Genomic DNA, 14,259 nt, shown 5'->3' with positions numbered 1-14,259 from the left:
CCGCAAGCAGGAGGTCAGCCCATGAAAACCCACGCTCAGGCCGTTGTGATCGGAGGCGGCCTTGTTGGTTGCTCGATCCTATACCATCTGGCCAAGCTCGGCTGGACCGACGTGGTTCTGCTGGAACGTGATGAGCTGACCTCGGGCTCGACCTGGCATGCGGCGGCCAATATCCACGGTTTGCACGACAACAACAACATCACGCGCATCCAGCATTATACGATGAACCTGTATAAAGAGCTGGAGAAGGAAACCGGGCAGGGTTGTGGCGTGTTCCAGTCCGGTTCACTCTATCTGGCGCAGACCGAGGATCGCGAACACCAGTTGCGCCTGCAAGAAGCCAAGGCGAAGTTTTACGGCCTGAATTTCTATGAGGTCAGCCGTGAGCAGGCGATGGAATTGCACCCGCTGGCGCAGTTCGATGACATCCGCTGCATCATGTTCGAACCCGATGGCGGCAATGTCGATCCTTCGGGTGTGACCCACGCATATGCCGCCGGCGCGCGGGCAATGGGGGCCACGATTGAGCGGTTTTGCCCTGTAATAGGGACTGAACATCAACCCTATGGCTCGTGGATCGTGCGCACCGAAAAGGGTGACATTCACACGCAATGGGTGGTGAATGCAGGCGGCCTGTGGGGGCGTGAGGTTGCGGCGATGGCCGGGATCGAACTGCCATTGCAACCGACCGAACACCAGTATTTTGTTACCGAAGCAATTGATGAGGTCGCCAATCTGGGCCGGCGTCTGCCCTCGATCGCCGACCGGGATGGCGAGTATTACTTCAGGCAGGAAGGCAACGGTCTGCTGATTGGTGCCTATGAGAAGGACATGCGTTTCTGGGCTGAAAACGGCACTCCACTGGATTTTGCCCACGACTTGTTCCCCGACGATCTGGATCGCATCATGGAGAACGTCATCCGCGCCACCGAACGCGTGCCGGTGGCTGCGACCGCTGGTGTCAAGCGGGTGATAAACGGGCCGATGATCTGGTCTCCGGATTCCAACGCGATCTGGGGACCGGTGCCGGAGTTGAAAAACTACTTCTGCTGCACCGGTATCATCCCCGGCTTTTCGCAATCGGGCGGTCTCGGGCTGTTGTCAGCGCAATGGATGATCGAGGGCGAGCCGCAATACGATATGTTTGCCTGGGATCTGGCGCGGTTCGGCGACTGGGCCGACAAGGCTTTCACCAAGGCGCGGGTCGAAGACGTCTATACCCACCGCTTCGCCATCCACTTCCCGAACGAAGAACGCAGTGCCGGTCGACCGGCCCGCGTGCGCCCGGCCTACCAGATGCAAAAAGACATGGGCTGCGTCTTTGGTCTGAACTGCGGCTGGGAGCATCCGCTGTGGTTCGCCGATCAGCCCGGCGCGAAGGAAACCAACGGCTTCACCCGTCAGAACTGGTGGGAACCGGTGGGGCGCGAGGTGCAGATGTTGCGCGATCATGTGGGCGTCATCGATATCTCGAACTTCGCCAACTACGAGATCAAGGGGCCGGGGGCTTACGATTGGCTGGACCGCCTGGTCGCCAACCGGGTGCCGACCGAGATTGGGCGGTCCTGTCTGACTCCGCTGATTTCAGTTCGCGGGGGGGTGGCCGGTGATTTTACCGTCACCAAGGTTGCAGATGACGAATACATGATGATCGGCTCGGGCATGGCCGAGCGCTATCATCAGCGCTTCTTCAACATGGTCGATCTGCCGGAGGGCACCACTGTCGAAGTCGTCACCAACCGCATTGCAGGCTTCAACGTGGCCGGGCCAAAGGCGCGTGATCTGTTGCAGCGACTGACAAATGCGGACCTGAGCAACGAGGGCTTCCGGTTTATGCGATCCCGTACGATCGAAGTCGCCGGGGTCACCTGTTTGGCCATCCGCGTCAGCTTTACCGGCGATCTAGGATGGGAATTGCACTGCGCTGAATCTGACCAAATTAGACTCTATTCCGCGCTTTTGGAGGCTGCAAAGACGTTGAACGGCGGCCCCGTAGGCGGCCGCGCGCTGGGATCGCTGCGCATCGAAAAGGGTTACGGGTCTTGGGGTCGCGAGTATTCTCAGGAATACTGGCCGCAAGAGGTCGGGCTGGCAGGACTGATCAAGCTGGACAAGGAGTTCCTGCACAAGGAAGCCTATCTGGCCATCAAGGACAATCCGCCGCGCGAAGTACTGTCGATCTTCGAGGTTGACGCCGATCTGGCGGATGCCTCAGGTGGTGAGCCGGTCTTTACCCCCGACGGCACCCCCGTTGGCCGCGTGACCTCGGGTGCATTCGGCTATTCTGTGGATAAGTCCTTGGCCATCGGATATGCAGACCCCAAGGTGGCTGGTCCGGGCGATACGGTCGAGATTTTCATCCTCGGCAAGCCGCACAGGGCCAGAATCCTTGCGGAACCGCCCTTCGACCCCAAAGGATACAGGTTGCGCGACATCCAACCGGTGATGGAGACGGCCTCGTGACCGATACCTTCACGCGCGTTGCCGATTTTATCCTTAACCGCCCGGCCGACCAGATGCCTGATAGCGCCAAAGAGGCGGCGGCGCTGATGATGCTGGACACGATGGGTATCCTGATCGCGTCGGGCCCGATGGAGGCCGGGGTGATCGCGCGCGACACGGCGGCGCTGCTTTATGCCAGTTCCGATCCGGCCTTTAGCGCGCGGATGATGTTCGATGGTCGCCCGGTAAGCTTGGCAGGAGCAGCCTATGCAGCCGCAACCCAGACCGACAATCTTGACGGGCATGACGGGTACAACCCCACCAAAGGGCATATCGGGGTTGTGGTTTTGCCTGCATTGATCGCCCTGGCCGAACATCGCCACGACCTGACCGGACCCGAAGCTTTGGCCACCGTCATCACCGGCTATGAAATTGCCGGTCGCGCCGGGTTGTCGTTGCACGCTTCGGTCAGCGACTACCACACCTCGGGCGCTTGGAACGCGCTGGGCGTTGTGGCGATGGTCGCCCGGTTGCGCGGTTTTACACCCGAACAGATGCGGCAGGCGTTGGGGATTGCCGAATACCACGGCCCACGCAGCCAGATGATGCGCGAGATAGCCAATCCAACGATGTTGCATGACGGTTCGGGCTGGGGCGCGCTGGTTGGCATTTCCGCTGCCATTCTGGCCGAGCGCGGATTTACCGGGGCGCCTGCCATCACAATCGAAGCCGATGCCGCCGCCCCCCATTGGACTGATCTGGGACAGTTCTGGCAAATCGAGCGTCAATATGTGAAACCCTATCCCATCTGCCGCTGGGCGCATGCGGCGATTGATGGCGTCCGGGCGGTGATGCGGGACAACAGCCTGTCCTCCGACCAGATTCAATCCATTCAGATCAACAGTTTCCATCAGGCGGCCTGCCTATATGCCGGGATGCCGGGCACGACGTCCCAGGCTCAGTATTCTCTGCCCTTTGCCGTAGCTGTGCAGGCCATTCACGGACGGATCGGTGTAGAACACATATCCGGAACTGGTCTGACTGATCCGGAAGTGGCGGATTTGATGGCGCGCATCCAAGTGACAGAGAACAAGCGCCACAACGCCCGTTTCCCCGAAGGTCGCTGGGCGGATGTCAGCATCACAACCACCGACGGGCGGGTTTGGAAATCCGGAGACATTAACGCCCGTGGCGGTCCCGAGGCACCGATCAGCCGGGATGAGGTAATCGCCAAATATATGGAATTCGCGGCCCCGGTTATCGGAGCGTCGCGCGCCGAGGCGATCCGCAAGGTCATTCTGGGCTGGGTCGCCCCGAACTCCCAATATTCCGATTTGTCACCATATATTTTTGGTCCCTGACGCTTGCCTTTCCGACCAAAGATCCGTGTGGCACATGTCCTGATGCCTATTTCTTTCCGTGTTAGAGCCTGTGTCACTCTTCCTTCAAAGTCGCGAAGAGATCGGTAATCCTCTGTCGAGTTTCCGCGCTGTCCTGCAACAGGGCCTCCGCATTGGCCAACGGTTTTTCTGGAATACGTACCGGTAAGGCTAAAAGGCCCCGAGTTGTATTCGCAACTCGACTGAACCTCGTCCCGCTATCCCGCTCTGCCTCCTCCGTCAGATCGGCCAGCCAGAACAACCGGTTCGCTTCATCCGTGTGACCCGAGGCGCGCATCAACTCGCCAGCCGCCGCGAAATCGCCCGCAGCTTGCAGGGCAGCGGCCCGCAGTGAAACAGCCGCTTCGGTGGAATCTTCGGCCAGTTCCAGCATTGCCTGATGCGGGCGCCGGGCCAGCAGTGCCGCCTTCGCCCGCAACCGGGCCCGTTCCCCACGCTTGAGCCTGTCCTGAGGACGTTTCGCCAGGGCCTGCGCCTGTCGGGCGAAACCCAGCCTGGCCAGCCGGTCCGCAACGACGATTGCCGCATTGGTTGTCAGCTCCTTTATCTGGACGTGCGACAGGCTCAGGGCGCGACGCAGAAAGGTTGCATCGTCGGCCCGTTCAGTCAGCACAAACACCACGCGGTTGAGCGTTTCTGTGGAGGCGTCACCCTCTGTCAGTTCTGCCACCACGTCCAGCGCCGCGTCGAATTCTTGTCCCAGGCTCAGGGCAACCGCGTGCGTTTGTTGCATCATCGGACCGATATCTGATCGGCGAAACTCGACCGTATAGGACTCCGCCAGATCCAGCTCTTGCGGTGAAACTGCGCCGCGTTCCAGCCAGCGTTTGTCGACCAGCCGAGCCAGCGCAAACGGGGCTTCAAGCGTGGCGTCCGGGGCCGCAAGCACTTCGGTCAGCAAGGCTTTGGCCCGGGGGGTATCCTGCTCGGCCGCTGCGACTTTTGCCTTTACCTGCGTGGTGTCGGCGCTGGTCCGAGTCTCAACACGGTCCACCGAGCGCAAGACGCGCCGGGCGGCTTCCAATTTCTGCCCGTCCACCAGAATGTCCGACAGCATCGGTCCGACAAAGCGGCGCAGGTGATCCGGGAGCTGCGCAAAGGTCTGCTCGATTGCCGCCAGATTTGCGTCTTCGTGCAGGTTGCCCTCGGTCAGAGCCGCCCACATGGCGGCATCGCTGGCACAACGCTGAAGCCCGGCAAAAGGATTCGTTTCATTCAGCGGCCTATTGTCCAGAACGCGGGCAATGGTGGCGATACGTTTGGTTTCCAATGACTGCTCGCCCAGCAATTCCAGCGCCCTGATGGCTTCAGAACCGAACCCGGAATAGGCATATAACTTGGCCAGTTTCAGCGCGCGGGTCTCGTCGACGGTATCGAATTCCTGAAACAGATCCGCCCTCAGCTGCGCAGCTTGTTCGGCAAACGGGCGTTCATCGGACCAGTCGTCAAAGGCAAGCTCGGCGCTGGACACGCAGGGGGGGCGACGTTCCAGCTGTGGCACATCCGGACCCAAAAGCCCGTTCAGATCGCCCAGAATTGAGGTCACCTGAACGTTCAGTTCCACATCAGATGTCATGAGCAGACTTTGGTTGCCAATAGAGGCCCGTGGCCCCACAGGAGCAATGTTCAAATCGACAATGCCGCGGTCAGCACCCTGCAAAAGACGCGCTGCAAGCTGGTCTTCGAAGCCGCTCGCGTTCAGGTTCAACAAAGGCAATTCCAACGCAGAAATAGTCTGATCCCGAACTGGTGTTTTGCCGTCCTCGGGTGCCTTGGGCAGGGTCAGGGTTGGAATGTCGCTGGTAGGCGGCGGCAGGTAGGTACCCGGCGCGATGTCCACCACAATCATCGTGTTTTTGAACAGAAAGGCCGAAGCAACACAGTCACAGCCAAACTCCAGCTCAAGGGGGGCACCGGGTTCAGCCTGTGAAAGGGCAGCCAGGCGGTTCTGGGTCAGGCGTTGAAACACCGCGCCTGTCTGAAACGCCACATCCTCCAGCGCAACGTTTAGGCGCGCGCCGTTCTTCGTCTGCTTCAAGACCCAGTCGGTGTTTTGCGGAACCTGGACAACCAGTCTGGTATACCCGTCATGTTCGCCCGAGCGCACGGTTACATCCCGCGCGGTGGCGCCGGTGGCCGCTGCGATCAATGCGGAGGCTAAGAGCACGAACCGGGTCATGCTGCGGCCTGTTTGAGCTCTTTCAGCGCCTCTTCAAGCTCGGTGAAACCCGGGCGGTTATGGGTCGGTGTGTTCTGACGCCCGACCTCGATACACATGGCGGCATTGTGGTTGTGCAGGTTGGCGACCAGAACCTCTTTGATCAATTGGTAGAAATGGTTGTCCTCCTCCACTACTGCTTTCAGCTTGCCCGCGAAGGGGCCGACCAGACCATAGGCCAGAAACACGCCCAGAAAAGTCCCCACCAGCGCACCGCCGATCAGTTTGCCCAGAACCTCGGGTGGTTGGTCGATCGAGCCCATTGTCTTGATCACCCCCAGAACCGCTGCCACGATGCCCAGGGCGGGCAGGCCATCGGCAACCGTCTGCAGGGCGTGGCTGGAATGCATGGCGTGGTGAAAATTTGCTTCCATCCGCTTTTCCAGCACTTCTTCCACCTGATGCGGGTCGTCGTAATTCATTGATGCGGACCGCATCGTGTCGCAGATCAGATCAACCGCTTCTTTGTCGGCTTGAATCTTGGGATAGGTCAAAAACAGCGTCGAGTTATCTGGGTCTTCGATATGTTGTTCAACCTCGACCGGGTTGGCCTTGGCGGTGCGGATCAGCGAAAACAGCAGGCACAGCAGGTCGCGATAATCCTCGGGCTTCCATTTCGGGCCTTTGAACACCTTGCCCATGTCTTTGAGGGTGTGTTTGACGGCGCTCATGTCGTTGCTGATCATAAAGGCCCCAACAGCCGCGCCGCCGATCATCATCATCTCAAACGGCAGCGACTTCATGATGATGGCCATCTTGCCGCCCGCAGCCAGATAGCCGCCGAACACCATGGCGAAAATGACGACAATTCCGATTAATCCGATCATGGGTGGTCTCCAGCAAAGTCCTGTGCGGGTTGAAATGCTATTCCTGCGGCGCCGCGGCGTTACGGCCAGCCATGATGACGCTGATTGTATAAGCGGCTTCAGGGCTCAGCCCGGCCAGAACGCCCGCCGCCGCGTCCGGCGGCATCCGTGACAGAAAGCCGGCGGCAAAACTCGGATCCATCGTCTCAAACAGGGCGGCGGCGTCTTTGGGTTTCATGTTCTGATAAACATCCGTCAGGCGCGTCAGGTCGGTCTCGGCGGCCTTTTCGGCGATGGAGAGCGTTTCGCGCAGGGCTTCTTCGGCCTCTTGCAGCGCAACCAGGCGGGTCTCGATCGCCTGATCGGCAATGGCCAGCGCCTTTTCCTTGTTCAGGACTGCTGCCTCGCGCTGTTCCAGCGCCTCTTCCCGGCGCAGCAATTCAGTCAGCAAAACCTGCGCCCCCGGCAACTCGGCCCGCGCCTGCTTGGCTTCGGGCATTGACGGCTCGACGCCTTTCGCCAGCGCGGGACCAGCCTCCAACCCAATGCGAATCGCGGCGGATCCGATCATCAGCAACGAGATGACTGCCAGCACGCCGCTCTTTGGGCGTCTTTCGGTTGGCTTGCGGGTCATGTCGCGACCTCATCCCGGGAACGGTCGTGTCGGAAGAACATCAAGCCATCGGGCCGCTTGGCAGGAGTTGTGGCAGGTGTTTCGGTTTCCTGCTCCGCAGGCTGATCGCCCGCCTCAACTATGTCTTCCGGCTGTGCAGGCTCTTCGCTCAACTCAGTAGTGTCTTCCGGTTCTGCCGCAACTGCTTCAGCATCCGTATCGGGTTTTGCGCTTGTTTCCTCCGGAGGGGTGACAGCTTCCGTTTTCGCTTGATTTGCGGCCTTGTCCTCGGGCGGAACGACGTCATGCATCGATGCCATCATCAGCTCGAGGCGCTGGGCAACCGATTCGGCCCGCTGCGTCAGCTCTTTCAGAACCTCACCGGACTGGTCCGACGCCTCACGCGCCGCACCAAGCGACTTTTTCAGTTCATCGGCTTGGGTCGACAGCACGGCAACCGCACCGCCAACGCCCTTTTCCAGATCGGTGAACCGCTTGAGCCGCCGGGACAGCACAAAACAATAAAGACCCGCACCCAGCGCGCCGGCGACCAGCAAAATATCTGCAATCAGCTCCAATTTCGCCTCCTAGTTCAATACAAATTCCATCACGAGGACATCGCGCACGCGTCCCTCGCCGACGACAATTTCAATGCGCCGCAACAGATGTCCGCGGATGCGGATCAGGGCCAGCGAATCCTCAAGATCCGACACTTCGACCGCGCGCAGATAGCCGTTCAGGATGTCCATGATTCGCGGTTTCATCTTCTCGACATCGGCGGCGTATTCGCCGTTCACCTCAAGCTGAGCGTGAAACTTCAGGTGCCGCGAATCGCCTGCATTCACCGAAACGATGACCGGCGGCAGATCGATGAAACCCACCTGTGGCAACGCCTTGACCGGTTTGCCCTTATCCATTTCCTTGGCCTCTTCCACCGTGGGTTTGCCGCCGAAAGGCAGCATTCCGGACGTGGTCAGGAAATACCCGCCTGCCGCCCCGGCCACGGCCAGAATCACTCCGATAAGAAGACCTTTTTTACCTGATTTTTCAGGGGCTTCTGCCTGTTCTGCAGTTGCGTCAGTCATGACGTCCTCATTTGTCCGTTCTGCAATTGTCATAACCCGGCAGGGACTAACCGATTGTTAAGGGCAATCGTCCAAACAGGAGGTGAGCCGGGCAGAATGTCGGCGAGTCGGAGGTGAGCGTGCAGCAGATCGGAACTGTCTGGGCAAGTTTGGACAGGCGTAAGCAAATCATCGTTGCCGGTGCGGTTGTGCTGGTGTTTCTTGGGGTCCTTGCGATGTCACGTCTGGTGACGGCGCCATCGATGACCTTGCTCTATGCGGGGCTGGAAAGTGGCGCCGCAGGGGATATCGTCCGCTCGCTGGAACAGCGCGGGGTTCCGTATGAAATTCGCGGCGGCTCGATCTATGTGCCCGGGTCGCAGCGGGATGAGCTGCGCATGACTCTGGCCAGCGAAGGCCTGCCAGCGAATGGCAATCAGGGATATGAACTGCTGGATTCGCTCAGCGGCTTTGGTACCACGTCGCAGATGTTCGATGCCGCCTATTGGCGGGCAAAAGAAGGTGAGCTGGCCCGGACCATTGTCGGCAGCCCCCATGTCAGCCAGGTGCGCGTTCATATTGCCAACGGGTCGACCAACCCGTTCCAGCGCAGCGTGGCGCCGACGGCCTCGGTTTATCTGGTGCCGTCGGGTGCCCAGGTAACTTCCGACCAGGCCAAGGCAATCCGGTTTCTGGTGGCTTCTGCGGTCAGCGGCTTGGTGCCCGAGAATGTCACCGTTGTCGATTCGAAAGGAGCGGTGATCGGGGCACAGGAGACAGCCGTGGCCGCTGATACAGCAGATGACAAGGCAAGACAGCTGCGTGAACGGGTGATGCGGTTGGTTGAGGCGCGCGTTGGTGCCGGGAATGCGGTGGTTGAGGTCAGTGTCGATACGGTGACCAAGACCGAGTCCATTCGAGAACGCCGCTTTGATCCCAATGGCCGTGTTGCCATCAGCACCGATATCGAGGAGCGGTCCGACAGTGCCCGCAACCAGTCTGCTGATGTAACCGTGGCGTCGAACTTGCCGGATGGGGACGGTGCCGGAGGCGACGAATCGAACTCCAACGCAACGCAGACCCGTGAACGGGTGAATTACGAGGTCTCTGAGACCGAGTTGGAGGTGCACAATGCGCCGGGTGCAATCAAGCGACTGACCGTGGCGGTTCTGGTCAATGGCACGCGAAGCGTCGATGCCGCTGGGATCGAGAACTTTGAGCCGATGCCCGAGGCCGAGATGGACGCGTTGAAAGAGCTGGTGGCTTCGGCCGTAGGGTTCGACGAGGCGCGCGGGGATGTCATTACCCTGAAATCGCTGGACCTGCCGCTGGTTGAGCCGCAGGGCACGATGGCCTCGGCCTCGATCTGGCAAAAGGTGCATTTCGACGTGATGTCGGTGATACAGATGGCGGTTCTGGCGATTGTCTCGCTGGTGCTCGGCCTGTTCGTGATCCGTCCGATCCTGACGAATCCGGCGATGGCACCCGCGCTGCTGCCTGCAGGGACCACTCCTGAGCCCGAGGCCTATCTGACCGGTGAAATTTCAACCGACGAGAACGGTCAATTCACCTCGCTGCCGGGCCAGATACCTGCTGGCGACGTTCCGGCGTTGGCCGCTCAGCAGGGCACTGATCCGGTGGACCGTTTGCGCGCGATGATTGGCGACAAACAGGAAGAAACTGTCGAGATCCTGCGCAGCTGGCTTGAAGAAGGGGAGGAGCGTGTCTGATGTCGATTGCCCATCTTCTTGAGGATTTCACCCTGCAGGCCGGTGGTGGCAAACTGCACCTTCTGGACGAGGACGCGCTGGAAGAACAAAGGCTGGCCGCGTTTGAACAAGGCTACAGCGCCGGTTGGGAAGACGCGGTTCAGGCGCAGGAACAGAGCCGGGGGCAGGTTTCGGCCGAACTTGCCAAATCGCTTGAGGATATGTCCTTCACCTATCACGAGGCCGCTACCCGGATGACCCTGTCGCTGGAGCCGATGTTTCAAAGCCTGGTACAGGTTGTTCTGCCCGAAACCTTGGATCGCGGCTTTGCCGCGCGGCTGGTGGAACAGCTGGCGGACATGGCGCGCGAACAGGTCGGTCAGCCGATGCAGATTTTAGTGCCCACAGGTTGCGGGACAGAGGTTGAGGCCCTGTTACCGCAGGATCTGTCGTCGCCCACCCGCGTGATTGAGGACCCGTCATTGGAGCCCGGGCAAGCCCGATTGCAGGTCGGCACCTCTCAACGCGAAGTGGATTGCAGCGGTCTGCTGGCCTCGGTCGCCGGGGCATTCGACGCATATGTATTTGAGGCAAAAGAGGCAGTGAACGATGAGTGAGTCCCAGACCCCGAAACCCGAGAAAGCCAACCCGTTCGAAGCCGTTCCGATCGAGGTCACAGTCTCGGTCGGGCGCGCGCGGCCCTTGATCCGCGACCTGTTGAACATGGGTGAGAATGCCGTGCTGACGCTGGACAAGCGGATCGAGGACCCGGTTGACCTCTATGTCGGCGATCAACTGGTCGCCCGTGGCCTGCTGGAAGAGATGGAGGGCGATCAGGCCGGGCAATTGGCGGTGCGCCTGATCGAGATCGCGGACTTGCAAAACGGAATCGGTTGATGCGGGTTCTGCTTTGGCTGGTTGTCGCGCTTGCGACCCTGTCCCCATCCTTGGCTGTGGCACAGGAGTTGTCGCTGTCACTGGGCGAAGGCGGCTCGATCTCGGCGCGGACCATCCAGTTGATCCTGTTGATCACGGTGCTCAGTCTCGCGCCGGGGTTGGCGATCATGATCACCTGCTTTCCGTTTCTGATCACGGTTCTGGCGATCCTGCGACAGGGCATTGGGTTACAGCAATCACCGCCCAACATGCTGATTGTCAGCCTGGCGATGTTCCTGACTTATTTCATCATGGAGCCGGTGTTTACCGAGGCGTGGACCACTGGCATCCGGCCCATGGTCGAAGAAACGATGGAGGTTGAGCCGGCGCTTGAAATTGCAATCCAGCCGTTCCGCGCTTTCATGGCTGCGCGGCTGGACCCCGATACGTTTTTTTCCATGGCGGCCCTGCGCCCCGGCGGCGACGCCATCGCGCTGTCACCCGAGGCACCGCTGTCGATCCTGATGCCGTCCTTCATGTTGTCCGAGATTGCCCGCGCCTTTCAGATTGGATTTCTGATCTTCCTGCCTTTTTTGATCATTGATCTTGTGGTGGCGGCGGTCCTGATGTCGATGGGTATGATGATGGTACCACCCGCGACCGTATCGCTGCCGTTCAAACTGGCGTTTTTCGTCATCGCGGATGGCTGGTCGCTGATCGCCGGAGCACTGGTGCGCAGTTACATGACCTAGAGCGGTCATTGCCGGGTGATCTGCAGCCGCGCACGCAGGCCCTGATCCCCGGTCTCGAATCTGAGAGAGCCGCCATGCTGTTCGGCAATCGTAGCCACGATGGTCAGGCCAAGGCCGAACCCGTCCGAGGACCCGATATTGGACCCGCGGCGAAACGGGGCCATCAGCGCCTCGATATCTGAAACGGAGAGATCGGCCCCCTTGTCCTCGACAGTGATGGTGGCTGTGCGGGCATCTGTTTCCAGTTGCACCTCCGCATGGCGGCCATATTTCAGAGCGTTGTCGATCAGGTTGGTCAATGCGCGTTTCAGCGAGATCGGCCGCCCCATGACCAGCATCCGTCGCGTTTCCGGGAGCGACCCGCGCCCGCGTCGCGACATGAAAAGCGACGGTGCACCCTCGACGGCGACCGGGGCAGTTTTCCTCAATGACACCGGCAGGTTCATGTCCTGGTAGTCGGCAACCAGAGACTCGACCAGCGCGGTCAGTGAAATCTGACGCGGTTCTTCAACGCTTAGTTCTGATCGGGTGTACGTCAGCACGCTTTCGATCATGCCGGTCATCTGGTCTACATCCGCCTCTAGCTTTTCGCGCAGTTCGTCATCGGGGATCAGTGCTGCCCGCAGGCGAACCCGGGTGGCGGGCGTGCCCAGATCGTGACTGACGCCAGATAGAACGGTGGCGCGCTTTTCCAGCTGCGCCCGCTCGGCGTCCAGATGGTCGTTGACCGCCGAAACGATCTCGCGCAGTTCCGCCGGACCATCGGCGTCATAGCTGTTCGGTCCACCCAGGCGCTTGCGATCGCGCAGAGCGCCTGCAAACCGGGTGAAGGTATCCGAGACATTGCCGACCGAAGTCAGGATGACCGCCAGCGCAACGACCGCAGCCAGAATGGCAGGCAGGCGCAAGTCGGCGGGGGCGGCCTTGCAGCCCCAGACATCGGTACCATCCACCTGCCGCCAGTCATTGCGTCCGAACCGGGCGATCAGGATAGGTTCGCTGCAATAGGTGGCCAGCAGGCGGGTCAGGTTGCCCATCTTCTCGGCCCCGGTCTGATCAATGCGTGAGAGGATATCTGAGACCGGATAGACCAGCCGATCCGACATCACCGCCAGCGTCAATTCGCGGCCGGCCAAAGGGGTATTATTATCGGTCAGGAGCGAAAGGTTGGTGACAAAGCTGCGGTCCGACAGGCCGGGCAATTGCTCGAACTGGCCTGCATCGGCCAGTTGCGCCGCTTCGGGCGACAAGGCTGTAACCGTGACTCCGGGCGGAGGAGTTATTCCGACTCGTAACTCTTCGTAGACGGCAAAGCCTGAAACATAGGCGCGGGTCAGAAACTCATCCCAGGCGCGGGCCGAGGAAAACCACAACCCTGCGGACAACAAGCCCGAGGCAAAAGCCGCCCCGGTCCATATCCAGCCCAGGCTGCGCAGGCGCGGCGCGCGCGCTGTCATGCCTCCTCTTCCACCGACACTTCGGCGGCGAAAACATAGCCGACGCCGCGTTCGGTCCGCAGCAATTGCGGGTCTTTCGGGTTGGTCTCGATCTTTGACCGCAACCGCCCGACCAACACGTCGATGGCGCGGCCCTGCGCCTCGGGTTTGTCCGCACTGCCGGTGACGTCCAGCGCAGCGGCGATCTCATCCCGGGTCAGGGGGATATGCGGGTTGGCCAACAGGACTTTGAGCAGCGCGGTTTCCCGTTGCGACAGGGGCACCAGATAGCCCTCGGGCGAATGCACCTCATCCCGCTTGCCGTCGTAAGTCCAGTCATTGAAGCGAAAGCTTTGCGTGCGGCGGCGATAGGCCAGTGAGGGCGTGCGGCGCGCGCGTTGCATCACAGCGCGAACCCGCGCCAGCAACAGCTGCGGATTGAACGGTTTGGCGATATAGTCATCGGCGCCGACCTCATATCCTGCCATCCGCTGATGATCAGCCGACAGGGCCGAGACCAGAATAATCGGCACATCCTGCTCGGCCCGCAGGCGAGCGCAGATCTCGACCCCGTTCTCATCTCCCAGCATCACATCCAGCAGGATCAGGTCGATCCGGCCTGCGGTCAGGTGCGATCGGATTTCGTTTTCCGAACTGGCAGGCAGGGCAATGAACCCGTTCTTTTGCAGGAACTGAGTCATCATCGACCGCATCTCGGGGTCGTCATCCACCACCAAAAGTCGCGGAATGCTCACGCGGCTTGTCCTCCCAATTTCTGCTCCTCCGACACCATGCATTGTAACGAACGGAAACAGATTCAATGTCAACGTAACACGCTGTAACAAAAGCGGTGAAAATTTGGGCGGTGGGGGAGGTTTAGCGCGGATTCTGCGTTGCCAGACGATGACAGGCTCTCAGTATGGCGGGCATCGCTGTTTCGGCA

The 14,259-nt window shown here is 60.3% G+C and carries 13 protein-coding genes; 6 read left to right on the top strand and 7 right to left on the bottom strand.

The window, feature by feature from the left end:
* The first annotated feature begins 21 nt into the window (after window positions 1-21).
* Both ACR0IK_RS08990 and ACR0IK_RS08985 read left to right on the top strand, forming a co-directional pair.
* A complete protein-coding gene (locus tag ACR0IK_RS08990; RefSeq protein WP_480641215.1) occupies window positions 22-2,463 on the top strand; it encodes a GcvT family protein in 2,442 nt (813 codons plus the stop codon).
* Window positions 2,460-3,803 (top strand): MmgE/PrpD family protein, encoded by a 1,344-nt coding sequence (locus ACR0IK_RS08985; protein ID WP_480641214.1) that lies wholly within the window; start codon window positions 2,460-2,462, stop codon window positions 3,801-3,803. The genes ACR0IK_RS08990 and ACR0IK_RS08985 overlap by 4 nt, the downstream gene beginning before the upstream one ends.
* A gap of 73 nt (window positions 3,804-3,876) precedes the next feature.
* Here ACR0IK_RS08985 and ACR0IK_RS08980 read toward each other — a convergent pair whose 3' ends face one another.
* The 5 genes from ACR0IK_RS08980 to ACR0IK_RS08960 are packed head-to-tail and all read right to left on the bottom strand — an operon-like array spanning window position 3,877 to window position 8,564.
* Window positions 3,877-6,021, bottom strand: coding sequence for a hypothetical protein (locus ACR0IK_RS08980; RefSeq protein ID WP_480641213.1), 2,145 nt, complete (start codon window positions 6,019-6,021; stop codon window positions 3,877-3,879).
* Window positions 6,018-6,887, bottom strand: a complete 870-nt coding sequence (motA, locus tag ACR0IK_RS08975) for a flagellar motor stator protein MotA (RefSeq protein WP_480641212.1) — start codon at window positions 6,885-6,887, stop codon at window positions 6,018-6,020. The genes ACR0IK_RS08980 and motA overlap by 4 nt, the downstream gene beginning before the upstream one ends.
* Window positions 6,888-6,924: 37 nt before the next feature.
* On the bottom strand, window positions 6,925-7,500 hold the full coding sequence (locus ACR0IK_RS08970; protein WP_480641211.1) for a MotE family protein: 576 nt from the start codon (window positions 7,498-7,500) through the stop codon (window positions 6,925-6,927).
* Window positions 7,497-8,057 (bottom strand): hypothetical protein, encoded by a 561-nt coding sequence (locus tag ACR0IK_RS08965; protein WP_480641210.1) that lies wholly within the window; start codon window positions 8,055-8,057, stop codon window positions 7,497-7,499. Before ACR0IK_RS08965 ends, ACR0IK_RS08970 begins: the two co-directional genes overlap by 4 nt.
* Before the next feature lie 9 nt (window positions 8,058-8,066).
* Entirely contained in the window at window positions 8,067-8,564 is a 498-nt protein-coding gene (locus ACR0IK_RS08960) for a flagellar basal body-associated FliL family protein (RefSeq protein WP_480641209.1), read from the bottom strand.
* A 119-nt stretch (window positions 8,565-8,683) separates the two neighbouring features.
* Between ACR0IK_RS08960 and fliF the strand changes: the two genes are divergently transcribed.
* From fliF to fliP, 4 genes are read left to right on the top strand one after another with little or no spacing between them, the layout of a single operon-like run.
* Window positions 8,684-10,273 carry a flagellar basal-body MS-ring/collar protein FliF gene (gene fliF, locus ACR0IK_RS08955; protein ID WP_480641208.1) on the top strand — a complete coding sequence of 530 codons (1,590 nt, stop codon included), beginning with the start codon at window positions 8,684-8,686 and terminating at the stop codon, window positions 10,271-10,273.
* Entirely contained in the window at window positions 10,273-10,869 is a 597-nt protein-coding gene (locus tag ACR0IK_RS08950; RefSeq protein ID WP_480592395.1) for a FliH/SctL family protein, read from the top strand. Before fliF ends, ACR0IK_RS08950 begins: the two co-directional genes overlap by 1 nt.
* On the top strand, window positions 10,862-11,149 hold the full coding sequence (locus tag ACR0IK_RS08945) for a FliM/FliN family flagellar motor switch protein (protein ID WP_480592397.1): 288 nt from the start codon (window positions 10,862-10,864) through the stop codon (window positions 11,147-11,149). Before ACR0IK_RS08950 ends, ACR0IK_RS08945 begins: the two co-directional genes overlap by 8 nt.
* On the top strand, window positions 11,149-11,880 hold the full coding sequence (fliP, locus tag ACR0IK_RS08940; protein ID WP_480641207.1) for a flagellar type III secretion system pore protein FliP: 732 nt from the start codon (window positions 11,149-11,151) through the stop codon (window positions 11,878-11,880). Before ACR0IK_RS08945 ends, fliP begins: the two co-directional genes overlap by 1 nt.
* A gap of 5 nt (window positions 11,881-11,885) precedes the next feature.
* On the opposite strand, the gene ACR0IK_RS08935 is transcribed toward fliP, so the two are convergent.
* Together ACR0IK_RS08935 and ACR0IK_RS08930 are read right to left on the bottom strand one after the other, a co-directional pair.
* The gene (locus tag ACR0IK_RS08935; RefSeq protein ID WP_480592401.1) at window positions 11,886-13,337 is read right to left on the bottom strand and encodes a sensor histidine kinase; all 1,452 of its coding nucleotides are present in this window, start codon (window positions 13,335-13,337) and stop codon (window positions 11,886-11,888) included.
* A complete protein-coding gene (locus tag ACR0IK_RS08930) occupies window positions 13,334-14,071 on the bottom strand; it encodes a response regulator transcription factor (RefSeq protein WP_480592403.1) in 738 nt (245 codons plus the stop codon). Before ACR0IK_RS08930 ends, ACR0IK_RS08935 begins: the two co-directional genes overlap by 4 nt.
* Between the last annotated feature and the right edge of the window lie 188 nt (window positions 14,072-14,259).

It is taken from the genome of Ruegeria sp. BF7 (genome assembly GCF_056538605.1).
The sequence above is the reverse complement of the archived record's forward strand: the minus strand, read 5'-3'. Positions and strand labels throughout refer to the sequence as shown.